The sequence below is a fragment of the Metabacillus sp. GQ13 genome, assembly GCF_059758525.1.
This window is the reverse complement of record NZ_JCAXET010000006.1, coordinates 1-26,756: the sequence shown is the minus strand read 5'-3', so window position 1 is coordinate 26,756 and position 26,756 is coordinate 1. Positions and strand designations below refer to the sequence as shown.

The 26,756-nt window shown below is 36.1% G+C and carries 24 protein-coding genes and 1 riboswitch; all 24 genes read left to right on the top strand.

The genetic code is table 11. The annotated features are described in order from the left end of the window. The first annotated feature begins 55 nt into the window (after positions 1-55). On the top strand, positions 56-2,827 hold the full coding sequence (ileS, locus tag AC6CHR_RS08745) for an isoleucine--tRNA ligase (protein ID WP_498248232.1): 2,772 nt from the start codon (positions 56-58) through the stop codon (positions 2,825-2,827). A 481-nt stretch (positions 2,828-3,308) separates the two neighbouring features. Further along, the gene (locus AC6CHR_RS08740) at positions 3,309-3,632 is read left to right on the top strand and encodes a TraR/DksA family transcriptional regulator (protein WP_498248512.1); all 324 of its coding nucleotides are present in this window, start codon (positions 3,309-3,311) and stop codon (positions 3,630-3,632) included. 235 nt (positions 3,633-3,867) lie between these two features. Further along, positions 3,868-4,335, top strand: a complete 468-nt coding sequence (lspA, locus tag AC6CHR_RS08735; protein WP_498248230.1) for a signal peptidase II — start codon at positions 3,868-3,870, stop codon at positions 4,333-4,335. After that, positions 4,336-5,250, top strand: a complete 915-nt coding sequence (locus AC6CHR_RS08730) for an RluA family pseudouridine synthase (RefSeq protein WP_498248229.1) — start codon at positions 4,336-4,338, stop codon at positions 5,248-5,250. 280 nt (positions 5,251-5,530) lie between these two features. Further along, a complete protein-coding gene (gene pyrR / locus AC6CHR_RS08725) occupies positions 5,531-6,076 on the top strand; it encodes a bifunctional pyr operon transcriptional regulator/uracil phosphoribosyltransferase PyrR (protein WP_498248227.1) in 546 nt (181 codons plus the stop codon). Between the two features lie 206 nt (positions 6,077-6,282). Beyond that, positions 6,283-7,560 (top strand): solute carrier family 23 protein, encoded by a 1,278-nt coding sequence (locus tag AC6CHR_RS08720; protein WP_498248225.1) that lies wholly within the window; start codon positions 6,283-6,285, stop codon positions 7,558-7,560. Between the two features lie 231 nt (positions 7,561-7,791). Further along, a complete protein-coding gene (locus AC6CHR_RS08715) occupies positions 7,792-8,709 on the top strand; it encodes an aspartate carbamoyltransferase catalytic subunit (RefSeq protein ID WP_498248224.1) in 918 nt (305 codons plus the stop codon). Next, entirely contained in the window at positions 8,693-9,979 is a 1,287-nt protein-coding gene (pyrC, locus tag AC6CHR_RS08710; protein WP_498248223.1) for a dihydroorotase, read from the top strand. The genes AC6CHR_RS08715 and pyrC overlap by 17 nt, the downstream gene beginning before the upstream one ends. Beyond that, positions 9,976-11,061: a carbamoyl phosphate synthase small subunit gene (locus AC6CHR_RS08705; protein ID WP_498248222.1), complete on the top strand. Its 1,086-nt coding sequence runs from the start codon at positions 9,976-9,978 to the stop codon at positions 11,059-11,061. The genes pyrC and AC6CHR_RS08705 overlap by 4 nt, the downstream gene beginning before the upstream one ends. After that, positions 11,061-14,273, top strand: a complete 3,213-nt coding sequence (carB, locus tag AC6CHR_RS08700) for a carbamoyl-phosphate synthase large subunit (RefSeq protein ID WP_498248221.1) — start codon at positions 11,061-11,063, stop codon at positions 14,271-14,273. Before AC6CHR_RS08705 ends, carB begins: the two co-directional genes overlap by 1 nt. Further along, positions 14,273-15,049 carry a dihydroorotate dehydrogenase electron transfer subunit gene (locus tag AC6CHR_RS08695; RefSeq protein WP_498248511.1) on the top strand — a complete coding sequence of 259 codons (777 nt, stop codon included), beginning with the start codon at positions 14,273-14,275 and terminating at the stop codon, positions 15,047-15,049. The genes carB and AC6CHR_RS08695 overlap by 1 nt, the downstream gene beginning before the upstream one ends. Before the next feature lie 2 nt (positions 15,050-15,051). Then, on the top strand, positions 15,052-15,987 hold the full coding sequence (locus AC6CHR_RS08690; protein ID WP_498248220.1) for a dihydroorotate dehydrogenase: 936 nt from the start codon (positions 15,052-15,054) through the stop codon (positions 15,985-15,987). Next, positions 15,956-16,672 carry an orotidine-5'-phosphate decarboxylase gene (pyrF, locus tag AC6CHR_RS08685; RefSeq protein WP_498248219.1) on the top strand — a complete coding sequence of 239 codons (717 nt, stop codon included), beginning with the start codon at positions 15,956-15,958 and terminating at the stop codon, positions 16,670-16,672. The genes AC6CHR_RS08690 and pyrF overlap by 32 nt, the downstream gene beginning before the upstream one ends. Continuing rightward, on the top strand, positions 16,672-17,304 hold the full coding sequence (pyrE, locus tag AC6CHR_RS08680) for an orotate phosphoribosyltransferase (RefSeq protein ID WP_498248218.1): 633 nt from the start codon (positions 16,672-16,674) through the stop codon (positions 17,302-17,304). The genes pyrF and pyrE overlap by 1 nt, the downstream gene beginning before the upstream one ends. Positions 17,305-17,712: 408 nt before the next feature. Then, on the top strand, positions 17,713-18,285 hold the full coding sequence (locus tag AC6CHR_RS08675) for a thioredoxin family protein (protein WP_498248217.1): 573 nt from the start codon (positions 17,713-17,715) through the stop codon (positions 18,283-18,285). Positions 18,286-18,638: 353 nt separating this feature from the next. Next, a complete protein-coding gene (locus AC6CHR_RS08670; RefSeq protein ID WP_498248216.1) occupies positions 18,639-19,448 on the top strand; it encodes an alpha/beta fold hydrolase in 810 nt (269 codons plus the stop codon). 410 nt (positions 19,449-19,858) lie between these two features. Beyond that, positions 19,859-19,976: riboswitch (SAM riboswitch) on the top strand. 234 nt (positions 19,977-20,210) lie between these two features. Then, positions 20,211-20,912, top strand: coding sequence for a phosphoadenylyl-sulfate reductase (locus tag AC6CHR_RS08665; protein WP_498248214.1), 702 nt, complete (start codon positions 20,211-20,213; stop codon positions 20,910-20,912). 13 nt (positions 20,913-20,925) lie between these two features. Next, complete coding sequence (gene cysP, locus AC6CHR_RS08660; RefSeq protein WP_498248213.1) at positions 20,926-21,993, top strand: sulfate permease; 1,068 nt, start codon at positions 20,926-20,928, stop codon at positions 21,991-21,993. A gap of 54 nt (positions 21,994-22,047) precedes the next feature. After that, positions 22,048-23,187 carry a sulfate adenylyltransferase gene (gene sat, locus AC6CHR_RS08655; RefSeq protein ID WP_498248212.1) on the top strand — a complete coding sequence of 380 codons (1,140 nt, stop codon included), beginning with the start codon at positions 22,048-22,050 and terminating at the stop codon, positions 23,185-23,187. 13 nt (positions 23,188-23,200) lie between these two features. Then, entirely contained in the window at positions 23,201-23,812 is a 612-nt protein-coding gene (gene cysC / locus AC6CHR_RS08650; RefSeq protein WP_498248211.1) for an adenylyl-sulfate kinase, read from the top strand. Between the two features lie 110 nt (positions 23,813-23,922). Further along, on the top strand, positions 23,923-24,702 hold the full coding sequence (gene cobA, locus AC6CHR_RS08645; RefSeq protein WP_498248210.1) for a uroporphyrinogen-III C-methyltransferase: 780 nt from the start codon (positions 23,923-23,925) through the stop codon (positions 24,700-24,702). Beyond that, the gene (locus AC6CHR_RS08640) at positions 24,693-25,487 is read left to right on the top strand and encodes a sirohydrochlorin chelatase (protein WP_498248209.1); all 795 of its coding nucleotides are present in this window, start codon (positions 24,693-24,695) and stop codon (positions 25,485-25,487) included. Before cobA ends, AC6CHR_RS08640 begins: the two co-directional genes overlap by 10 nt. After that, positions 25,468-25,968, top strand: a complete 501-nt coding sequence (locus AC6CHR_RS08635; protein WP_498248208.1) for an NAD(P)-dependent oxidoreductase — start codon at positions 25,468-25,470, stop codon at positions 25,966-25,968. The genes AC6CHR_RS08640 and AC6CHR_RS08635 overlap by 20 nt, the downstream gene beginning before the upstream one ends. A gap of 346 nt (positions 25,969-26,314) precedes the next feature. Beyond that, positions 26,315-26,756, top strand: a 442-nt coding sequence (locus AC6CHR_RS08630; protein ID WP_498248207.1) for an SH3 domain-containing protein, incomplete at its 3' end; no start/stop codon positions are given.

The following is a 26,756-nucleotide window of genomic DNA, read 5'->3' as shown; positions in this document are numbered from 1 at the left end:
ATTGTTTTTTTATACTTTTTTATAAAATCTAACAAAATTAACTGGAGGAATGAAAATGGATTATAAAGATACTCTTTTAATGCCGAAAACTGATTTCCCAATGAGAGGAAATCTGCCAAATAGAGAACCACTAATGCAAGATAAGTGGGAGGAAATGGATATTTATAATATGGTTCAAGAGAGAACGAAAGACCGTCCACTCTTTATCTTGCATGATGGACCGCCTTATGCAAATGGTGACATCCATATGGGGCATGCTCTTAACAAGATTTTAAAAGATTTTATTGTACGTTATAAATCAATGAATGGATATTGTGCTCCATATGTACCGGGTTGGGATACACATGGTCTACCAATTGAAACAGCACTTACGAAAAATAAAAAAGTTAAAAGAAAAGAAATGTCGGTTGCTGATTTTCGAAAACTTTGTGAAGAGTATGCTTGGGATCAAATTAACACACAACGTGAACAATTCAAACGTTTAGGTGTTCGTGCAGATTGGGATAATCCATATGTGACCTTAAAACCAGAATACGAAGCCCAACAGATCAAAGTATTTGGAGAGATGGCAAAAAAAGGATATATTTATAAAGGTCTTAAACCGGTATATTGGTCTCCATCAAGTGAATCTGCTTTAGCGGAAGCTGAAATAGAATATGCTGATAAACGCTCACCATCCATATATGTTGCTTTTCCCGTAAAAGATGGGAAAGGTGTATTAACTAACGATGAAAAAATAATTATCTGGACAACAACACCTTGGACTATTCCTGCAAACTTAGGAATCTCCGTCCATCCTGATTTAGAATACAGTGTTGTAGCAGTTGACGGAGAAAAATTTGTCGTAGCTTCAGCATTGGTGGAAAGTGTTGCCCAAACAATTGAATGGGAAAACTATAAGGTTGATCGGACAATTAAAGGTGCTGACCTTAATCGGGTTGTAGCTTCACATCCTCTTTATAATCGTGATTCGCTTGTCATGCTGGGTGATCATGTAACTAGCGACGGTGGTACTGGTTGTGTTCATACGGCTCCAGGACACGGCGAGGATGACTTTATCATAGGCGGACAATATGGTTTAGATGTTTTATGTCCTGTTGATGAAAAGGGTTATATGACAAAAGAGGCTGAAGGTTTTGAAGGTATCTTCTACGATGAAGCAAATAAACCTATCACAGAAAAATTACAAGAGGTTGGAGCGTTATTAAAGTTACAATTTATCACTCATTCATACCCACATGATTGGAGAACGAAAAAACCGACGATCTTCCGTGCAACAGCACAGTGGTTCGCTTCCATTAAAGATTTTCGTGAGAATCTCTTAACAGCAATTAATGAGACGAAATGGGTGCCTTCTTGGGGAGAAACAAGACTATATAATATGGTTCGTGACCGTGGTGATTGGTGTATCTCGCGCCAACGTGCTTGGGGTGTTCCAATTCCAGTATTCTATGCTGAAAATGGTCAACCAATTATTACAGACGAAACAATTGAACATATCTCTAATCTTTTCCGTGAACATGGCTCAAACGTTTGGTTTGAACGTGAAGTTGAGGATCTTTTACCAAAAGGATTTACACATGAAGGAAGTCCAAATGGGAAATTCACTAAAGAAATTGATATTATGGATGTCTGGTTTGATTCAGGTTCATCACATCAAGCAGTACTAGAGGAAAGAGATGACTTACAGAGACCAGCTGATTTATATTTGGAAGGCTCTGATCAGTATCGCGGTTGGTTTAATTCTTCACTATCAACAGCAGTTGCAGTTACGGGAAAAGCACCTTATAAAGGTGTGTTGAGTCATGGATTTGCACTTGACGGTAATGGACGTAAAATGAGTAAATCATTAGGTAATACTGTATTACCTTCTAAGGTTATGAAACAACTTGGCGGAGATATCTTGCGTCTATGGGTTGCCTCTGTTGATTATCAAGCAGATGTAAGAGTATCTGATGCAATTTTAAAACAAGTTGCTGAGGTTTATCGTAAAATCCGTAACACATTCCGTTTCTTACTTGGAAATTTAGCTGATTTTAATCCTACAACAGATATGGTAAGTTTAGAAAATCTGCGTGAAGTGGATCTTTACATGCTTGTTAAGTTAAATAATTTAACAAAGCGAGTAAAAGAAGGTTATGAACAGTATGAGTTTGCTGCAATTTATCATGCCGTTCACAATTTCTGTACAATTGAATTAAGTTCATTCTATTTAGATTTTGCTAAGGATGTTTTATATATTGAGTCCGAAGGGAATCAAGAACGCCGAGCTATTCAAACAGTACTTTATGAGACATTGTTGTCACTAGTTAAATTGGTTACACCAATTCTTCCACATACAGCTGACGAAGTATGGACCCATATTGAATCAGTAACAGAAGAAAGTGTTCAATTAGTTGATATGCCAGAAGTCAAAATTTATCCGAACTCAGATGAACTAGAAAAGAAATGGGATGTATTTATGTCATTACGCGATGATGTACTCAAGTCATTAGAGGTAGCACGTAATGAAAAAATTATTGGAAAATCATTAAACGCAACTATTTCACTTTATCTAAATACAGATGCAAAAGCACTGCTTGAATCGGTAGATGAAGATTTAAAACAATTATTTATCGTATCAGGTTTTGACATTGCTGGTGACTATGAAGAAGCACCTGCTCAAGCCCAAACGTTTGATACTGTGAAGATTGTAATCACACAAGCAGAAGGTGAAACATGTGATCGTTGTTGGATCGTCACACCTCAAGTCGGTCAGGTGGCTGAACACCCAACATTATGTCCTCGTTGTGCTTCAATTGTAAAGGAACATTATATAGCTGAATAATTGAAAAGAGCATGACGATAATCTTTATCTGTCAAGGATAGTAATACACATAGCGTAATCAATCTTGAAAATGGAGCCTGACCTCAAAGATACACTTTGGGTCAGGCTTTCTTTTTAATAGCCTTTTTAAAGAGGGAAAATAGCTAAGTCATTTAACGAAAAAGCACTTTTGTACATACTTAGTATGTATGAAAGTGTAATTACGAAAAACAACATTTTATCAAAAAACAGTCTTTTAATTAATTGGTAATCGTAATGAAAAAATTTCTAAAATTTAACAAATAAGGTTTAATAATGTTAGTTGAGGGTAAAAAATACATAATCACTTATAAATGTAGATAGAGGAAACTTTCTTTAAATTACAGGAAAATTCTTAATAGGTTGAGTTGAGTTTTTGGGGATAAACTATTGATACATCATGAGAAGGATAGGAGTGTCCATCTTGAATAAATATAATGGGATCCGTTATGAATTGCAAGTGATGAAGGAAGAACTGCGAGCTAGACTATTTGATCACAGTTTGTTTGAAATGACTTGTGATGATCATCAAGGGAAAGGTAATACTTTGATGCTTCATATTAAAGAGGAACTTCAGGATGTAGAACGTGCCTTAATGAAATTTGATAAAGAGATATACGGATTTTGTGAGGAAACCGGCGAAGAGATCCCTTTTGAAAAAATAAGGATACTCCCAACAGCAAGAACAAAATACGATTTTTATTTCCAAGAGTTATTTGAAAAAAAATCGCTTCCACAATACAATTATTCACTTGAAGAAACGTATATTACAGGAAGTGACTTTTGAAAAACAAGATTCCGAATTTGTACCAAGAAATTCAGCTATTGGAAGATAATAAAACTAAATTTAATGAGTAACTAAGCATTAACAAAAAGAATACTGCTTATTCAATGACCCGAATTTATTTGGGTCATTTATTTTGAAGCTTATTTCTAGTTTCAATAAGATCCTCCCTGTGGTACAATTCATATGGATAAAAACTTGACAAACCAATAGAATCGAAGGAAAGTTGGGAGAGTTCGTGTTTTATTATATAATTGCAGCAGTTATTATTATTCTTGACCAAGTAACGAAATGGTTTATTGTTAAAAACATGGAGCTTGGAGAAAACATTCCTGTTATCGAAAATTTCTTATATATTACATCTCATCGTAATACAGGAGCAGCATGGGGGATATTACCAGGTCAAATGTGGTTTTTTTATATCATCACGGCTGTTGTCATCGTTGGGATCATCTTTTATATCCAGAAATATACGAAGGAAAATAAGGTAATGGGGATTTCCCTTGGTTTAATGCTAGGTGGAGCAATTGGTAATTTCATTGACCGTTTATTTCGTAAAGAAGTTGTCGATTTTATAAATACATACATCTTTTCATATGACTTTCCAATTTTCAATATAGCAGATTCAGCTTTATGTGTTGGAGTTGTATTGTTATTTATTCATATGTTGTTTTTCGAAGGGAAACAAGAGAAGGAGCAAGCGTAAATGGACATCGTTGAAATACAAGTAAAAGAAGAACAAAATTACGAACGAGTTGATAAGGTATTAACAGCATATAACCAAGAGTGGTCGCGTTCACAAGTACAGATTTGGATAAAAAATGGATCTGTAAAGATAGATGGTCATACCATTAAGACCAATTATAAATGTCAGCCGAATGATACCATTATTATTGAAATTCCAGAACCAGAGCCACTAAATGTGGTTGCCGAAGAAATGAGCCTTGATATTTATTATGAGGATCAAGACGTACTTGTTGTTAATAAACCAAAAGGAATGGTAGTCCACCCTGCACCCGGTCATCTTAGAGGTACACTAGTAAATGGTTTAATGGCCCATTGTACCGATCTATCAGGAATTAATGGGATATTAAGACCTGGAATTGTCCATAGAATTGACAAGGATACCTCAGGCCTACTGATGGTTGCGAAAAATGATTTGGCACACGAATCTTTAGTACAACAATTGGTCGATAAAACCGTCACTAGACGATATAAAGCGATTGTCCATGGGAGTATTCCTCATGATAATGGAACAATCAATGCACCTATTGGACGAGATAGAGTGGATCGTCAAAGTATGACCGTTACGAATGTAAGTAGTAAGGATGCCGTTACACATTTTAACGTGTTAGACCGTTTTGATAAGTTTACTTATGTAGAATGTCAGCTAGAAACAGGAAGAACCCATCAAATACGTGTCCACATGAAATACATTGGCTTTCCTTTAGTAGGAGATCCTAAATATGGTCCTAAAAAGACTTTACCGATCAATGGTCAGGCACTTCATGCCGGTATATTAGGGTTTATTCACCCAAGAACCAAAGAGTATCTAGAATTTGAAGCACCTTTACCAGAGGAATTTGATTTACTTCTAGATCAGATGAAAAATAATCGTTGACACAATTCTACATGTTTGGCATAATTAATTTAAGTTAATTAGAACCTTTAACACAGTCCCGTGAGGCTGAGAAGGAAGCGGTAAGACATATTAGTGGACTCACTATAATTATGTCTTCGTTAACCCTCTTGCCTTTGGTAAGAGGTTTTTTCGTTTTTTATGGTTTCTTTAAATCACGACTAGGTTCTATTCAAAAAGATTGTTGTTCCTAAAGCATTGAGAAGTAAACAATCTTAACGAAAAACAGCCTTAATAAAAAGAAACGAGGGGAGATCAAATGATGTCTCAAAAGGCAGTTGTCTTAGATGACCAAGCAATTCGTAGAGCTTTAACTAGAATAGCTCATGAAATAATTGAAAGAAATAAAGGTATTGAAGATAGTGTGTTAGTTGGAATCAAAACACGTGGTATATATTTAGCTGAAAGATTGGCAGAACGAATTGAACAAATCGAAGGAAATAAAATAGCGATAGGTGAGCTAGATATCACTCTTTACCGCGATGACCTTTCTAAAAAGACTTCGAATCAGGAGCCACTAGTAAAGGGGGCGGATATCCCAGTTGATGTTACCAATCAAAAAGTTATCCTAGTTGATGACGTTTTGTATACAGGAAGAACAGTGAGAGCTGCAATGGATGCTCTTGTTGACATTGGCAGGCCTGCTAATATCCAACTAGCTGTTTTGGTGGACAGAGGTCATAGAGAATTACCAATCAGAGCTGATTATGTCGGTAAAAACATACCGACATCAGGATCGGAAAAGATTGTTGTTGAACTACAGGAAGCAGATGGTTTAGACCAAGTAACCATTCATGAAAACGAATAATTTCATACCCTTTTAAAGATAGTCCAGAGAGACTACAAAGGGGAACATAAAGACTCAATCGTCTACAAATGATTGATGATCTTCTTGAACCTCTTTGTAACCTTGCAAAGAGGTTTTTTATATGATTAATCGGAAGAGACCTCATAAAAGCTCATTAAAAAATAATACATTTACTATCAAGAACAAACATTATGGAGGTCATAATCATGAAAGAAGATCAAATTATACTAGATGTACATGATACACCAAAACCCTTAACATGGTTTGCATTAAGTTTCCAGCACTTATTCGCAATGTTTGGAGCCACAATTCTAGTACCTTATCTTGTCGGCTTAGACCCAGCTGTAGCACTTATCTCTAGTGGTTTTGGCACGATTGCTTTTCTGCTTATTACAAAAGGTCAGGTTCCAGCTTATCTTGGCTCATCCTTCGCATTCATAACACCTATTATTGTTGCAAAAGAAGCAGGTGGGATTGGCGCTGCAATGGTAGGTAGCTTCCTTGCAGGTTTAGTATATGGAATTATTGCTTTACTCATTTTGAAAACAGGACATAAATGGATAATGAAAATTCTTCCTCCGGTTGTTGTTGGTCCAGTAATTATCGTAATTGGATTAGGCCTATCAGGAACGGCAGTAGATATGGCGACATTAAACGGAGATGCATATAGTCTTCAATACTTTTCCGTTGCGTTAGTTACATTGCTAATTACAATCATTTGCTCGATTTTCTTTAAAGGTTTTTTTAATCTGATACCTGTACTTATCGGCATAGTTGGTGGATATTTATACTCATTAGCAATCGGAATTATCGATTTCTCAGGTGTCCTAGCAGCAGGCTGGTTACAAGCACCAAACTTTATTATCCCATTCGTTGACTACACACCAACACTTACTTTAGAGATTGTATTATTAATGGTTCCTGTAGTGGTAGTGACAATATCAGAGCATATTGGTCATCAATTAGTACTTGGAAAAGTAGTTGGCAGAGACTATATTGAAAAGCCTGGTTTACATCGGTCGATATTAGGGGATGGAGTAGCAACAATGATTGCTTCATTACTTGGAGGACCGCCAAATACAACATACGGTGAAAATATCGGTGTTCTTGCTATAACAAGAGTTTATAGTGTCTTCGTAATCGCAGGTGCTGCTGTTCTTGCAATCGTGTTTGGTTTCATCGGAAAAATATCTGCTTTTATTAGTACAATTCCAACACCAGTAATGGGTGGAGTTTCAATCTTACTTTTCGGTATTATCGCATCATCAGGACTAAGAATGATGATTGATAGCAAGCTTGATTTAGGAAACAAACGTAACTTGATCATAACTTCGGTCATATTAGTGATTGGAATTGGCGAAGCAACATTAAAAATTAAAGGGTTAGATCTACATGGTATGGCACTTGCTGCTATTATCGGAATAGTCCTAAACCTAGTACTACCTTATGAAAAAGAAGAAACGATTAACAATGACATAACGTGATTTGCTTAGATCTTTTAAAGAAAGTCCAGAGAGGCTTGGAAGGGTGTAAAGCAAAGAGAAGGTAGACCTCTACCTACTTTTGCTTCTTTAAAACACCCTGTTTATTTATATAACAGGGTGTTTTTTTAAAAATCAATATGTACTATTTAGCAATCGATTTGTTATAGTAAAAAGTCTTTCAACGAACTGTTGAATAGGGCATAAATACTTCAATATAAGGAGAGAAAAGGTATGAGGAATCTACTGACAATGAATCAGCTTTCAATAGATGATATTTACTCAATTATTGAAGATGCAGAGCAATATAGTTTAGGAAAAGGCTGGATTCCAAAAGAAAAGATGTTTGTCGCAAATCTTTTTTTTGAGCCTAGTACAAGAACACGATTTAGTTTTGAAGTAGCTGAGAAAAAATTAGAACTTGAGGTACTAAATTTCAATTCAGAACATTCAAGTGTTCAAAAAGGTGAAACACTATATGACACAGTCAAAACGTTAGAGTCTATTGGTGCTAATGCAGTCGTTATCAGACATCAAGAAGACCACTTTTTTGAGAATTTGATTGAAAATATTACGATCCCGATTATTAATGCTGGAGATGGTTGTGGGCATCATCCTACGCAATCACTTCTAGATTTATTAACAATTAAACAAGAGTTTGGTAGAATTCAAGATTTGACGATCTCGATCCATGGTGACATCAGCCATAGTCGCGTTGCAAGGTCAAATGCTGAGGTGTTAGGAAGGTTGGGAGCAAGAGTGTTGTTTTCAGGCCCTAAGGAATGGCAAGATCCACTAAATCCTTATGGTGAATACGTAGGAGTCGATGAGGCGATAGCCCAGTCAGATGTAGTTATGTTACTTCGTATACAGCATGAGCGACATGACCAAAAATCTGATTTTGAAAATTACTTGCAAGAGTTTGGGCTTACAAGAGAAAGAGAAAGTCAAATGAAAAATAATGCAATCATTATGCACCCAGCACCAGTTAATCGAGATGTAGAAATTGATGGTACGCTAATTGAGTGTGACCGTTCAAGAATTTTTAAACAAATGGAAAATGGTGTTTTTATAAGAATGGCGGTAATGAAAAGAGCTTTACAACAAATTAACCAAAATCAGGAGGGTATAAAACATGTTATTTGTTCTTAAAAATGGATTTATTTTAGATGAATTTGGTGAGTTGAAAAAAGGAGATGTAAAGGTAGAAAACGGGAAGATTATCGAGGTAGGTGAAAACGTGTCGACTGAAGGGTTTGAAATAGTATCTGTTGAGGGACAGCTTGTTTCACCTGGATTTATTGATTTACATGTCCACTTACGAGAGCCGGGTGGCGAACATAAGGAAACAATTGCAACAGGAACACAAAGTGCTGCAAAGGGTGGTTTTACAACAATTGCACCGATGCCTAATACTCGTCCAGTTCCAGATTCTAAAGAGCAAATGGATTGGCTTCAAAAACGAATCGAAGATACAGCTATTGTAAAAGTACTTCCATACGCTTCAATAACTACTAGACAGCTTGGTGAAGAGTTAACAGACTTTTCAGCATTGAAAGTAGCTGGTGCATTTGCTTTTACCGATGATGGTGTAGGAGTTCAATCTGCTGGAAAAATGCTAGAGGCAATGAAAAAAGCGGCCGGCATTGGGGCAGCAATTGTTGCTCACTGTGAAGAAAATACATTAATTAACAAAGGTTCCGTTCATGAAGGTGAATTTTCAAGGGAACATGGTATCAATGGAATACCTTCAGTATGTGAATCTGTGCATATTGCTAGAGACATTCTTTTAGCTGAAGCTGCAGGATGTCATTACCATGTTTGTCATATAAGTACAAAGGAATCCGTTCGTGTGGTTAGAGATGCAAAAAGAGCAGGGATCCACGTTACTGCTGAAGTAACACCACATCATCTATTATTATCCGAAGACGACATCCCAGGACTAGATCCTAACTATAAAATGAACCCTCCATTACGTGGAAAAGAGGATCAAGCTGCATTAATAGAAGGTTTACGTGATGGTACAATTGATTTTATCGCAACAGATCACGCCCCACATGCAGAAGCTGAAAAAGCAGAAGGAATGCAGTTAGCTCCCTTTGGTATCGTAGGTTTAGAAACCGCCTTTCCCTTGCTTTATACACACTTAGTACAAACTGGGAAATTCTCACTTAAACAAATAATCGACTTTTTAACAATTAAACCCGCCAATGCATTTGGCTTACAAGGTGGGAAATTACAAGTTGGAGCTGCTGCGGATATCACAGTAGTTGATCTAAAAACTGTGACTGAAATTGATCCTTCTGAATTCTTATCAAAAGGGAAAAATACACCATTTACGAATTGGTCTTGCTTTGGTTGGCCAACACTGACAGTAGTTGATGGAGAGATTGTTTGGGAAAGAGGAGGCATTACACAATGAAGAGACAACTAATTTTAGAGGATGGAACTATATTCTTAGGGGAAGCATTCGGCAGTGAAAAAGAGAATGTTGGTGAAATTGTATTTAATACAGGAATGACGGGGTATCAAGAGATTATTTCAGATCCCTCATACTGTGGGCAAATTATTACTTTAACATACCCATTGATAGGAAACTACGGTATTAATCGTGATGATTTCGAAACGATTACACCATTTATAAATGGATTTGTTGTAAAAGAATATTGCGATTTCCCATCAAACTGGAGAAGTGAGTACTCAATTGATGAGTATTTTAAGATGAAGGATATCCCAGGGATTGCGGGAATTGATACTCGTAAGCTTACAAGAATTATCAGAATGCATGGGACATTAAAAGGAGCAATTTGTTCTGCAGAAGCAAATCCTAATGAAATAATTAGCAAACTGAAAGGGATAGTACTACCTAGTAATCAAGTAGAAGTTGTATCAACAAAAACTGCCTATCCGAGCCCAGGCAGAGGCCATAGAGTTGTCTTAGTCGATTATGGAATGAAACACGGTATTCTCAGAGAATTAAATAAACGAAATTGTGATATCATTGTTGTCCCACATTCTGTGACGGCGGAGGAAATATTACAACTTAAACCTGATGGAATAATGCTTTCAAATGGACCTGGAGATCCCAAAGATGTTCCAGAAGCGGTTGAAATGATTAAAGGGATCTTAGGAAAAATACCATTATTCGGTATCTGTCTAGGACATCAATTATTCGCATTAGCTTGTGGTGCAGACAGTGAGAAAATGAAGTTTGGACACAGGGGTTCTAACCATCCTGTTAAAGAACTAGGTACAGGTAAAGTAGATATCACTTCTCAAAACCATGGCTATACAGTGAAAGCAGAATCAATTTCAAATACAGAACTAGAAGTAACACATATAGCATTAAATGATGGAACAGTGGAAGGTTTAAAACATAAACAAGTACCAGCCTTTACTGTACAATATCATCCAGAGGCATCACCTGGTCCTGAGGATTCGAATGGGCTATTCGATCAATTTTTAAGCATGATAGCAGAAAATAAGAAAGAGGGGGTTTTATAATGCCGAAACGTACAGACATAAACAAAATACTTGTCATTGGCTCAGGTCCGATTGTCATTGGTCAAGCAGCAGAATTTGACTATGCTGGTACACAAGCTTGTATCGCGCTTAAGGAAGAGGGTTATCAAGTTGTTTTAGTAAACTCAAATCCTGCAACGATCATGACAGACACAGAAATTGCAGACAAAGTCTATATTGAGCCCCTTACACTTGAGTTTTTAAGTAATATTATTAGAAAAGAACGTCCAGATGCACTTGTACCAACTCTAGGAGGTCAAACAGGTCTGAATTTAGCGGTTGAACTTGCGGAATCAGGTGTTTTAGATGAGTGTGGTGTTGAAATACTTGGTACAAAGCTTTCTGCCATTAAACAAGCTGAGGACCGCGACCTCTTTAGAACACTGATGAATGAATTAAATGAGCCTGTACCTGACAGTGATATTATTCATAATCTGGATGAGGCGTATGCATTTATTGGGAGAGTTGGCTATCCAGTCATTGTAAGACCAGCTTACACGTTAGGTGGTACCGGTGGTGGGATTTGTGAAAATGAAGAAGAATTAATTGAATTCGTAACAAGTGGCTTGAAAAACAGTCCTGTTACCCAATGTCTTTTAGAGAAAAGTATAGCCGGCTTTAAAGAAATTGAATATGAGGTAATGCGCGATTCGAATGATCATGCAATTGTTGTATGTAATATGGAGAATTTTGATCCTGTAGGTGTTCATACTGGTGATTCCATTGTATTTGCACCTAGTCAAACTTTGAGTGACCGTGAATACCAAATGCTACGTAATGTCTCACTTAAAATTATTCGCGCGTTAAAAATTGAAGGTGGATGTAATGTTCAATTAGCACTTGATCCGGATAGCTTCCAATATTACATCATTGAGGTAAATCCTCGTGTAAGTCGTTCATCAGCGTTAGCATCGAAAGCCACAGGATATCCCATTGCAAAGCTAGCAGCAAAAATTGCTGTCGGTCTAACACTTGACGAAATGGAAAATCCTGTTACTGGAAAAACGTATGCTTGCTTTGAGCCTGCCCTTGACTACATCGTATCCAAAATACCTCGCTGGCCATTTGATAAATTTGAATCTGCAAATCGTCATTTAGGAACACAGATGAAGGCGACTGGAGAGGTAATGGCTATTGGACGTACATTGGAAGAATCATTCTTAAAAGCAGTACGATCATTAGAGTCCGATGTTGATTACTTACGCTTAAAAAATGCTGATACATTTACCGATGAATTGATTGAAAAGCGTATCCGTAAGGCTGGTGACGAACGACTCTTTTATATAGCGGAAGCATTAAGAAGAGGTGTAACGAAAGAAGAAATTCATGAGTGGAGCAAAATTGACTTGTTCTTCCTAATGAAGATAGAAAAAATAATAACATTTGAAAAGGTTTTGATAGACAAGCCTTATGAACTTTCAACTTTGCAAAAGGCGAAAGAAATGGGGTTTGCTGATTCAGAGATTGCTAGCTTATGGAATACAAATGAGCGTGAAGTATACGAGCTTCGTAAGCAAGCAGACATTATTCCAGTTTATAAGATGGTGGATACGTGTGCAGCCGAATTTGAATCTGCTACACCATATTTTTATGGAACGTATGAAGATGAAAATGAATCAATCGTTTCTGAAAGAGAAAGTGTTATTGTGCTAGGTTCAGGACCAATTCGAATTGGTCAAGGTGTAGAATTTGATTATGCAACTGTTCATTCTGTTTGGGCAATAAAAGAAGCAGGTTTTGAAGCAATTATCGTGAATAATAATCCTGAAACAGTCTCAACTGATTTTAGTATTTCTGACAAACTTTACTTTGAGCCACTTACGATTGAAGATGTTATGCACATTATTGATTTAGAAAAACCAAAAGGTGTTGTCGTTCAATTCGGTGGTCAAACTGCGATTAATTTAGCGAGTGAACTTCAAGCTAGAGGAGTGAAAATTCTTGGAACCTCGCTAGAAGATCTTGATAGAGCTGAAGATCGAGATAAGTTTGAGCAGACATTACAAACTCTAGGTGTACCACAACCACTTGGTAAAACAGCAACTTCAGTTGAACAAGCAGTGAAAATTGCTAGTAGAATAGGCTACCCTGTATTAGTTCGACCATCTTATGTACTAGGTGGACGTGCAATGGAGATTGTCTACCAAGAAGCTGAATTATTACACTATATGCAAAACGCAGTAAAAATTAACCCACTGCACCCAGTATTAATTGATAAATATTTAACTGGTAAGGAAATAGAGGTTGATGCAATTTCTGATGGTGATACAGTGTTAGTTCCAGGAATCATGGAACATATTGAGCGAGCGGGTGTTCACTCTGGTGACTCGATTGCCGTGTATCCACCACAATCTTTATCTGAAGACATTAAAAATAAAATTGTGGATTACACAATTAGACTTGCTAAAGGATTAAATATAATAGGGTTGTTAAACATACAGTTCGTATTATCAAAAGGTGAGATATTCGTACTAGAAGTGAATCCACGTTCAAGTCGTACCGTTCCATTTTTAAGTAAAATTACAGGTGTACCAATGGCAAACTTAGCGACTAAAGTCATTTTGGGTGCAAGCCTTGAGCAACTAGGCTATCAAACAGGCCTATATCCTGAAAGTGAAGGTGTGTATGTGAAAGCTCCGGTTTTCTCTTTTGCAAAACTTCGCAGAGTAGATATCACGCTCGGGCCTGAAATGAAATCAACTGGTGAGGTTATGGGCAAAGATAGCACACTAGAAAAAGCGCTATATAAGGCATTAGTAGCATCAGGAATTCAAATTAAAAATCATGGTTCTGTCTTGCTTACAGTTGCTGATAAAGATAAAGAAGAAGGACTTGAGATTGCAAGAAGATTCCACCAAATCGGCTATCAAATCCTTGCAACAAGCGGTACAGCTAATTACTTAAAGACAGCAAATATACCAGCAAAAGTAGTCAATAAGATAGGTGCTGAGGAACCAAACCTTCTTGACATCATTCGTAAAGGTGAAGCTCAGTTTGTCATAAATACATTGACAAAAGGTAAGCAACCTGCAAGAGATGGCTTCAAGATCCGTCGTGAATCAGTTGAAAATGGCATACCTTGCTTAACGTCTTTAGATACAGCTGTTGCAATATTAAGAGTTTTAGAATCAATGACATTCTCTACAGATACAATGCCTAAGAATAAGCAGCTTCTTGAGGTGAGCTTAACGTGATAAAACATGAGCTGATGGTCATAACAAAACATGAAAAGATAGCAGAACAAATTTTTCAGCTAACACTTCAGGGGGAGCTAGTATCAGAAATGAGCAACCCTGGTCAATTTGTTCATCTTAAAGTAATAGAAGGAGCTACACCTCTATTAAGAAGACCGATCAGTATTTCTGAGATTAATAAAGAGAAAAAGCAATTTTCGATGATTTATAGAGCTGAAGGGGCTGGAACTCAGCTCCTTTCCAAGAAAAGAGTAGAAGACGTTGTTGATGTGTTAGGTCCATTAGGAAATGGTTTTCCAATTAATGAAATAGAAAGTGGAAAAACAGCACTATTGGTTGGGGGCGGAATTGGTGTTCCTCCTTTACTAGAGCTATCAAGACAATTAGTCGCAAAAGGGATCAAAGTCCAACATGTTTTAGGTTTCCAAACTGTGGGCGCTGTATTTCTAGAAGAAGAATTCTCATCATTAGGTATGACAATTATTACAACGGATGATGGTTCTTATGGATATCGAGGATTTGTAACAGATGCGATTAACGATCATAACATACAGTTTGATATGATGTATAGTTGCGGACCAACTCCAATGCTAAAAGCACTTGAAAGACTACACGGACATAAACCATTATTTTTATCCCTTGAGGAAAGAATGGGCTGTGGCATTGGAGCTTGTTTTGCCTGTGTATGTCATACAGGCGATGATCCTGATGGTACTAGCTATAAAAAAGTATGTAGTGATGGTCCTGTATTTAAGGTTGGAGAGGTGGTTCTATAATCATGCTGGAAATTAATTTACCTGGCTTATCATTAAAAAATCCGATTATGCCTGCATCCGGTTGCTTTGGCTTTGGTCGAGAATATAGTCAATTTTATGATCTAAGTAAGCTTGGGTCGATTATGATAAAAGCGAGTACACAAGAAGCACGCTTTGGTAACCCTACCCCAAGAGTAGCTGAAACGGAAGCAGGCATGTTAAATGCAATTGGATTACAAAATCCAGGAGTAGAAAAGATCGTTTCTGAAGAACTTACATGGCTTGAAAAATATGATGTTCCAATCATTGCTAATGTAGCTGGATCGCAAATTGAAGATTATGTATATGTAGCAAAGAAGATCAGCCAATCAAACAATGTACATGCTCTTGAATTAAATATATCTTGTCCTAATGTAAAAACAGGTGGTATCGCATTTGGTACAATACCAGAAGTAGCAGCACAATTAACGAGAGCTGTAAAAGAGGTTTCAGCTGTTCCTGTTTATGTAAAACTTTCACCAAATGTATCAAACATTGTTGAAATGGCAAAGGCAATCGAAGAGGCAGGTGCTGATGGATTAACAATGATTAATACACTAATAGGCATGAGACTTGATATTAAGACAGGAAAGCCAGTTATTGCGAATAAAACAGGAGGACTTTCCGGTCCTGCGATTAAACCAGTTGCAATCCGAATGATCTATGAAGTAAGTCAGGCAGTAAACATTCCAATTATTGGAATGGGTGGTGTTCAAACAGTGGATGATTGTATAGAATTTCTATATGCTGGTGCAAGTGCAGTAGCTGTAGGTACAGCAAACTTTGTGAATCCATTTGTATGCTCAGAGATTATCGATCAACTGCCAGGTAGATTAAATGAATTAGGGTTTAGACATGTGACAGAATGTATCGGAAGGAGCTATAAAAATGACTCAAAGACCGCTAATTATAGCTCTTGATTTTAAAAACCGTTTTGAAATAGATGAGTTTTTAAATCATTTTGATGATGAGAAATTATTTGTTAAGGTAGGAATGGAACTTTTTTACCAAGAAGGTCCTGAGATTATTTCTTATATAAAACAACGAGGCCATGATATTTTCTTAGATTTAAAACTACATGATATTCCAAACACGGTTAAACAAGCGATGAGAGGATTAGCAAAGCTTGAAGTTGATCTTGTTAATGTTCATGCAGCCGGTGGGCAAAAGATGATGGAGGCGGCGATTGAAGGTTTAATTGCAGGTACTCCACAAGGGAAACAGCGTCCGGCATGTATTGCTGTTACACAGCTGACTAGTACATCGCAAATAATGGTACAAAACGAACTATTAATTAAAGAACCATTAGAAGATGTTGTACTTCATTACGCCATAATGGCAAAAGAATCTGGTTTAGACGGTGTTGTTTGCTCAAGCCATGAAGTTGAAAAATTAAATCATAATTTAGGATCTTCATTTATGACGGTTACACCAGGTATACGGATGACAGATGATTCTACAGATGACCAAACTAGAATTGCTACACCTAGTCAAGCTCGTATTCTTGGATCTACTGCAATCGTTGTTGGAAGAAGCATCACGAACCAGCATGATCCATATAAAGCATATCTAAAAGTTAAAAAAGCTTGGGAGGAAATTGTATAATGAAACATTCTATAGCAAACAGTTTATTACAAATAAAGGCTGTCTACTTGCAACCAAATGAACCTTTTACTTGGTCTAGTGGAATGAAATCACCAATCTATTGTGATAACCGTTTAACATTATCCTTTCCGGAAATTCGTAATCAAATAGCTGATGGTCTAACAGATTTAATTAAAGTGAATTTTCCAGAGGTAGATGTCGTGGCAGGGACAGCAACAGCTGGAATTCCACATGCTGCTTGGGTGAGTGATAGATTAAATTTACCAATGTGCTATGTTCGTAGTAAAGCAAAAGGACATGGTAAAGGGAACCAAATCGAGGGACAAGTGAAACGCAACCAGAAAATTGTTGTGATTGAGGATCTAATTTCAACCGGAGGAAGTGCCATTACAGCTGTTGAAGCTCTACGTGCTGAAGGCTGTGAAGTACTTGGAATTGTCTCAATATTTTCTTATGGACTAGCTGTAGGAAATGAACAACTACTACAAGCAAACGTAGAAGCGAAGTCACTATGCGATTATGATTCATTATTAGAAGTTGCAGTTCACGAAGGATATGTAAGTAAACAAGATCTTACTAGGTTAAAAATGTGGAGAGAAAATCCTACATCCGAAGCTTGGTTGGAGAACTAAATAGTACCACGTAGAAAAAGTCATCGTTCATAGTGACTTTTTTTATTGTCGATAATGACCATTTTTGCAAAGAATGTAATGAGGCACTAACAAATTTCAGCTTTAGCAAAGATATTCTTATGATAATAATCCTCATCATCAGAAAAAATTTTTTTGAAAAGACATAAGCCCAAAACTAAGGGTCCTTAATTTTGGGACCTTCAGTTGTATGTTTAATATATATTTTTTTTGAATATTTTTATTATTTAAGTGACAATGCAGCAATAAAATGATAAAACAGAATATAAATAGTTCTATCGTTCATATATAGTATAGTATTAAAGATGAAACTAGGTTAATGAGTTTAAACGAAGCAATTTTCTCGCAATCATGCGAATAAAATGCTAATTTGATGTCGAGGTGATAAATGTGAATTTAGAAGATTGGTTTTTTAAAGGGCTTACATTTGAACAGTATACAGATCAGATGAGTGTAAATAAGGAAGAAATCCTCTCAATTTACGACCGTTTTACATTAAATGAGGATGATGTCGCCTTTTTAGAGAAAATTCAAGGGAAGAAGCTCAGGGTAGTTGTTCTCACAGAAGATTGGTGTGGGGATGCACTAGTAAATAATCCGATTTTATTAAGAATCGCTGAAGCAGCCAGCATGCAGGTTCGTTTTTTACTTAGAGATCAAAACCTAGAGCTAATGGACAAATATTTAACGAATGAAACAGCTCGATCAATACCGATCTTTATCTTTATCGATCAAAATGGACAAGAAATGGCTGTATGGGGTCCGAGAGCGCAAAAGCTACAGAAATTAGTTGAGAGTGAACGGAATTCTTTACCTTCTAATGATTCTCTAGATTTTAAGGATAAGCAGAAGGAGATGTATAGTAAGCTTAGAAACTCCTATTTAAATGACGAGTCTATTTGGGAGACTATTTCCTACAGTATTATTTCAGTTCTTAAAAAGAACGATCTTCATCACCAATAATCTTTGATTCTTTACTTCAACACAAAGTGTTCTTTCGTAGGTTTTCAATATTAAGCTAAGTTATAAATCGGATTTACATATAAAGAAGGCTGTTTTCGCAAAGATTTTTCCTAATAGTACTTCTTTACATATATGGCGAATAGTCGTGCTCTCCTTTTAGAAACGAGGCCAAAAAGATAGATAATAAAGCTATATGCTATTATAAGAACAATAAAGCGGTGGTTTCCTTTTGGAAGCACACTGTTTTTTTGTTTTTGACAAACTTTGATGTGGTTCTTAAAGTTTACCAAAAAGAGTCTAAATAAATGGCATCCTCTATAAGCTAAAGAAAAGGTAATGCGAGGAGGAGTTAAATGGGCTACTACATTACAGTTGAACAGAATGTCAATATATTTGTTGAAGATATTAATCCTGGTGAGGGAAAAACAATTCTTTTTTTACATGGTTGGCCTGTCAATCATAAAATGTTCGAGTATCAATTTAATCATTTTCTTAAATTGGGTTATCGTTGTATTGGAATTGATTTTCGTGGTTATGGAAAGTCAGACCGACCCTCTGGTAGCTACACATATAATCGACTAGCAGATGATATTCGAATAGTGATCGATACCCTTAGACTAGAAAATGTATTACTTGTCTCACATTCTATGGGGGGAGGAATAGCGATAAGATTTATGGCAAGACATGAGGGATATAAGGTTGCAAAGCTAGCTCTCTTAGGTGCAGCAGCACCGGTATTTACGCATCGCCCAAATTATCCGTTTGGAAAAACAAAGGAAGAGGTTAATAAACTCATTGAAGATACGTTTAATGATCGACCTAAAATGATTAGTGATTTTGGAGATAGCTTTTTTGCTCTTTTTGTATCTGAGAACTTTAAGAATTGGTTCAATGGATTAGGAAACGAAGCTTCTGGATATGCAACGGCAATGAGTCTTGTTTCTTTACGCGATGAAGATCTAAGGAAAGATTTAGAAAAAATTAATGTACCCACCGGAATTTTCCATGGAGTAAAAGATAAGGTGTGTCCTTACGTTTTTGCTGAGTTGATGCATGCAGGAATTAGAGGATCTAAACTCATTCCGTTTAAATTTAGCGGACATGGTTTGTTTTTTAGTGAAAAAGAAAAATTAAATTTGGAGCTAACGCGCTTTTTTAAATAAGTATGTACTTAATTGTTTTTATCCCTTATTAAAAGAATTTCAAATAAGAAAGTCAGTTATTAATTCGAAACAGTTCTAAATAGAGATATTTCTGGAATTGATTTTGTAAGTTTGTAAGACTAGAAGATTAAATCATACTCGTCACTGTAATATTATATCTACTGGAACTTACATTGCGAAAAGGATTTCAACATATTGCGATATTTTATATGTGCGAAAGAACACCCTTTGTGTGTTCTTTGTATATATATATGATGAAAAGAAACTTATTGGTTAATAATTGGTCTTTCCGAAGATAAAAACCAACGTACAATTAACTTTCACGTAAATAGATAATATTATTATTCCGATCAATAAACTCGGGTTGACATTTGAAAGAATTGTGTTAAAATTTAGAAACAATAACATATTTCTTATCAAGAGTGGTGAAGGGATCTGGTCCTTTGAAGCCCAGCAACCTGCAAGAAGTAAGATGTAAGGTGCTAATTCCAGCCAAATCTAAACTGATACCAATTTGGAAGATAAGGGTAGATCATCCTTAAAAGTCTTCCTGTTATGGTGGGCTTTTCTCTATTTAACACATAAAAATGCATCAAAAAGAAGCTTTATAGAAAAATAGTGTCTGGCTAAATCATCTGAAACAGAGTATTATTTGCTAAATTCATCGTATAATGGTTGGTTGCACCATTAATCCCGACTATTAACGTGTGAATAAATGGTTTTTAAAACCAAGTAAGATAGTGTGAGAAAGAGGTGAATGGTTTGCTAACTTATGAGAATTGGTCAGAAGTGAGCGAAGATTTTATTGAAGATGAGACGTATAAAGGAGCATTAAATGTTATCCATTGGGCATATGAACACTACGGTGAAGAAGTTGTCTATGCATGTAGTTTTGGAATTGAAGGTATTGTCTTGATTGATTTAATAGCCATAGTAAAACCTAACGCAAAAATTGTGTTTCTGGATACTGATGTTCATTTTAAAGAAACCTATGAGCTAATCGATAAGGTGAAGGAAAAATATCCATCACTTAATATTCAATTAAAGAAACCTAAGCTTACATTAGAAGAGCAAGCTGAATTATATGGTGATAAGCTTTGGGAAACTGCACCAAATAAATGTTGTGATATCCGAAAAATAGTTCCATTAACTGAAACACTACAAGGTTCCACTGCCTGGATCTCTGGGCTAAGACGTGAACAATCTGAAACAAGAAAACACGTTAACTATATCAACAAGGATGAACGCTTTCATTCAGTAAAGGTTTGCCCGCTAATTCATTGGACGTGGAAAGATGTTTGGAGATACGTTCATAAAAATGACTTAATCTACAATCCTTTACATGACAGAGGATATCCGAGCATTGGTTGTTTTCATTGCACAAAACCTGCTTTTAATGAAAATGATTTAAGATCTGGCAGATGGACTGGGCAAATGAAAACAGAATGTGGCCTCCATCAATAAGGGGGAGTAATAGATGTTAGAGATTATCGCAATAGGTATCAGCATCTTTTTTGCGATGAATATTGGGGCCAGTGGTGCAGCAGCTTCCATGGGAGTTGCATATGGTGCCGGAGCAATATTACGACCAAGGAATGCTCTTATCATCTGTGCAATTGGTGTTATTTTAGGTGCAGTAATTGGTGGAGGAGAAGTTGTTAAAACGATTAGTTCTGGAATCATTCCAACGTCACTTATCTCAATAAAAATTGTTATTATCATCCTCTTCTCAGCAACTTTTTCACTTTTTTTAGCGAATATATTAGGTATACCTCTTTCAACTAGTGAGGTTACGGTAGGTGCAGTTGTAGGTGTAGGAATTGCCTATAAAATGTTATTTGTAGACAAATTATTATCGATTGTGATGTTTTGGATATTGGTACCAATCGTTGCGTTTGGCATTGCGTTTCTATTCATAAAATGCCTCCATTATTTTAAGTTAACGGAAAAGTATTCATTTGATGGAAAAGTGATTACGTACCTTCTCATTTTCGCTGGCTTTTTTGAAGCGTTTTCTGCAGGAATGAATAATGTAGCAAATGCAGTAGGACCTTTAGTTAGTGCTCAAATTCTCTCAGTTTCGAAGGGGACTTTGATTGGTGGTGCATTTGTTGCCATAGGCGCTTTGCTACTTGGTCGGAGGGTTCTAGAAACAAATGGTAAGAAAATAACAAGTTTTTCTAAAATCGAAGGAATACTTATATCAGGGACAGGTGCGACGCTGGTTACCATTGCATCCGTTTTTGGAATTCCTGTGCCACTTACGCAAATAACAACCTCATCTATATTAGGTATAGGAATAGCCAAATCTGGTAGTAATATATTTCAACAAAAGATTGTAAAAAACATGTTAACAATTTGGGTGATTTCACCCCTTATATCGTTAACTATGTCTTATTTCTTAGTGAAATTATTTATTGAAAGTGATCTATATTCGATCGTTGTTTTAGCAAGTCTATTACTTGCAACCATTGGAGCACTTAATTTAATGAAGGCAACTAAACAAGAGAAACGGACTGTTCATCACGAGGGCGGAGGGATTTAGTTTTAATCTCTGTTGAAATAAATTGTAATTATATGAATTGGAGGATTTTTAATCATGAGCTTATTACCACACGGAGGAACATTAATACAAAGATTATCATTAGGTACTGATGTAACAAATATTCAAAAGGAAATTGAATTGGATGGTACTGCATTAAGTGACTTAGAGTTAATTGCAATAGGTGCATATAGCCCCATTGAAGGTTTCTTTACGCAAGAGGATTATCAATCTGTAGTAGAAAATATGAAATTAAAAAACGGGTCAGTGTGGAGTATTCCAATCACGCTACCAGTTTCAGAAGATAAAGCGGCAACGTTATCTATTGGTGAGGAGGTTCGCCTTGTAGCCGACGAAGTTACATATGGTACGATTATTGTATCTGACATTTATTCACCAGATAAACCAAAAGAAGCAGTTAATGTGTATCGTACTGATGAATTAGAACATCCAGGTGTTAAAAAGATGTTTGAACGTGGCGATGTCTATGTTGGTGGAAAAGTCACACTCGTCAAACGACCAGAAAAGAAGTTTGCGGAATATTACTTAGATCCTAAAGAGTCTAGAGCAAAATTTGCTGAATTAAATTGGAAAACAATTGTTGGTTTCCAAACTCGTAATCCTGTACATCGTGCACATGAATATATCCAAAAAACAGCCTTAGAAACGGTTGATGGACTATTTTTAAATCCACTTGTTGGTGAAACGAAGTCTGATGATATTCCGGCGAATATTCGTATGGAAAGCTATGAAGTATTGTTAGATAGTTATTATCCAAAAGAACGTGTCTGTTTAGCTGTTTTTCCAGCCGCAATGAGATATGCTGGACCACGTGAAGCAATCTTCCATTCATTAGTACGTAAAAACTACGGATGTACACATTTTATTGTTGGAAGAGACCATGCTGGTGTGGGTGATTATTATGGAACATATGATGCACAAAAAATCTTTTCGAATTTTACGGCTGATGAGTTAGGAATCACACCTTTATTTTTTGAACACAGTTTTTATTGCACGAAGTGTGAATCAATGGCATCTCCTAAAACGTGTCCTCATGGTAATGAAGATCGTGTCATTTTGTCGGGCACAAAAGTACGTGCAATGTTACGTAATGGTGAGCTTCCACCAAGTACTTTCAGTCGAAAAGAAGTTGTCGAAGTACTAATTAAAGGGATGCAGGAAACTGTAACTAAATAAGGGGGGGCTATTTATGACTAATAACAATATTGTCTGGCATGATACATCTGTCACGAAAGAAGAACGAAGAACAAAAAATAACTACCAAAGTTATGTGTTATGGTTTACTGGCCTCTCAGGGTCAGGTAAATCTACATTAGCTAATGCGCTAGCAAGATATTTGTTCCAGGACAATATCCAAACCTATGTACTTGATGGGGATAATATTAGACATGGTTTAAATAAGGATTTAGGATTCACAGATGAGGATCGGAAGGAAAATATTCGTCGAATTGGAGAAGTCTCTAAATTATTTGTTGACAGTGGTCAAATTGTCTTAACAGCGTTTATTTCACCCTTTCGTGAAGATAGACAGCAAGTAAGAGATATCCTTTCCGAAAATGAATTTTTTGAAGTATATGTTAAATGTTCATTAGACGAATGTGAGGTTCGTGACCCTAAAGGCTTGTATAAGAAAGCAAGAAATAAAGAAATTAAACATTTTACAGGAATTGATTCACCATATGAGGAACCAAAAAATCCTGCTATAATAGTAGATACTGAAACTCAAGAAGTGAAGGAATCAATAAAACAAATTGTAGACTTCCTAGTTAAAAAAGGGTTAATTAATAGAGAGATTTCTTAATATTGGTAAAGTTATATATAAATAATAGATAAAGAGGATACCCTTACTAAAGTAGTAGACTTACATGATTAAGAAACAGCTTAGAACTTAAAGGAAGGGGGTATGAGTAAATGGCCAAGGTTTATATAGTTGGAGCTGGTCCTGGTGATGAAGATTTGTTAACGATTAAGGCCCTCAAATGTATTCAAAAGGCTGATGTCATTCTCTATGACCGCTTGGTAAACAAAGAGATCTTAAAGCATGCAAAAGAAGAGTGTGACCTTATTTACTGTGGGAAACTCCCTAATTACCATACAATGAAACAAGAAACTATTAACCATTTTTTAATAAAGTATGGAAAAAGTGATAAAGTTGTAACAAGACTTAAGGGCGGAGATCCGTTCATATTTGGCCGGGGTGGAGAAGAGGCTGCTGCCTTGGCTAAACATAATATCCCCTTTGAAATTGTACCAGGAATTACATCAGGGGTAGCAGCAGCTGCTTATGCGGGAATACCTGTAACCCATCGTGATTTAAGTGCTAGTGTTGCATTTGTAACAGGTCATAGGAGAGCTGATGTTGATGAAGACACGAAGTGGGAATCGTTAGCAAAAGGGATCGATACACTTGCCATTTATATGGGTGTTAACAATCTACCTTATATTAAAGAACAGCTCGTGAAGTTTGGTAAAGACCCCTCTACACCAGTAGCAGTAATTCATTGGGGAACAACTGTAATTCAGAGAACCGTAACCGGTACACTTGATTCGATTTTTGACTTAGTGAAGCAGGAACAGATTGAAAATCCTAGTATGATCATTATAGGTGAAGTTGTTACTTTAAGAGAAAAATTGAGTTGGTATGAGGATATGGTAATTGAAAATTCACATAGTAAGGCCATATGGATATGAAGCAGGCAGTATTGTATATATGTCATGGTAGTCGTGTTCCAAAAGCTAGGGAAGAAGCAGTCCAATTTATTAATAAGGTTAAGCCCAAGGTTGACGCCGCGATTCAAGAAGTATGTTTTTTAGAATTGGCTGAACCATCTATTGAGGTAGGCTTTAAATCCTGTGTAGATCAAGGAGCAACGCATATTGCAGTTATTCCTTTGCTTCTATTAACTGCAGCTCACGCTAAGGTAGACATTCCTCTTGAAGTTTCACATATAAGTAAGCAGTTTCCAGATCTTACTGTAACATATGGTAGACCAATTGGTGTAGATGAAAAACTAGCGGATATGTTAATTGATAAAATGAAGGAAAAGTCAAATATACAAAAATCATCGATCGCGATTGTTGTTGGAAGAGGTAGCAGTGATATCGATGTTGTTCATGATTTAACTGAAATTTCATCTCTTCTTTTAAACCAATCTAAACTTAAACAAGTGTATACTTGCTATTTAACAGCAGCTAATCCTAGATTTGAACAAATGGTCGACGATATTTTTAATTCAAATGAAGAGTCCATTTTTGTGATTCCTTATTTAATTTTCACTGGACTTTTAAAAAAGGAAATCGATCATACCATTAAGAAATATGATTGGGCTGAGCGTCACATTGAGGTTTGTTCTTATCTAGGACCACACCCGATTCTTTTAGAAATATTTAAAGAACGAGTATGGGAAACTATCATAAATAAAGATGACACATTTATTTTTCAAAAAGGAAAATATCATGCTGCCACTTCTGATTGATTTAACAAATAAAGAAGTATTAGTTGTAGGTGGAGGACAAATTGCGCTGAGACGACTGCTTCTTTTTATAGAAGAAGGGGCAATCGTTACTGTTGTTAGTCCTGAAGTTGTTCCTGATATTGAAGCGCTGTTTAAACAAGGAAAACTTGATTGGTTTGAAAAAGAGATAGAATTACAAGATCTTGACAAAGCATTTATGATCATTGCTGCAACAAATGATTCGGACTTGAATGAATGGATTGTTGAAAATGCAAAAACCAATCAACTTGTAAACAATGTAAGTAATGCTAAAAAAGGTAATGTAACTGTACCTAAATCGGTGAAAAAAGGTAGATTAACCTTGTCTGTATCGACAAACGGGGCAAGCCCAAAACTAGCAAAACAAATTTGTGAACAATTTTCAAATCAGTTTGATGATCATTTTATAAGAAATTTGGATCAGTTATACGAGGATCGCCAAACTAGAAAAGACAATAAGTGAAAATTGCTGTTCATACAAAAAAAGGATGGATAATGCCAATGCATATCCATCCTTTTTTTGTATGGAATTATATATGCAAAAAAATGTAGTACATTATTCTGTTTTTTAAGAGTCTCCGACCTTGGAAAGAGTATAGTTATCTATAAAGTACCCTTGGAATTTATGGTTGGTATTCCCTATATGCGGGAAAAATGTAAAAAAATTAGTCCATTTATACTAATTTTTGCAAAGTTTGTCATTTCTGCTTTTAATGTATGCTACTATTATCTTAATCATTACTTTGTTAGATTTATAGAGTAAACTTTTTACAGAAAATTAGTAGTAATATATTAGATTGGAGGATGAAATGAAGAGGGCAATATTACCTACAGTTTGTTTTGCAGTTTTATCAACTGTTGCATTTGAAGAAACAGTCTTTGCAGCTAAAAATGACACGTACATAACTGAAAACAGAGTAATCACAACGCAATATGTAAGTATAAGCAGTGGCTTTTTAAACCTAAGAGAAAGCCCAACAACCACGGCAACAGTTTCTGCGACATTAATTAAAGGAACAGAAGTAATTGTTTATTCCGAAGCAAGTGGCTGGTCTAAAGTTAAGGTTAATGGTAATGAGGGGTACGTAGATTCAAATTATCTATCTCCTACAAAACCAGTCTCAAACTCTAATTCAACAAAAAAGACTTCAACGAAATATGTAAACGTAAGTAGTGGTTCGTTAAACGTCCGAAAAAGTGGAACAACAAGTGCAGCAGTCGTCACTACGATTAGTAAAGGGACAGCGGTAA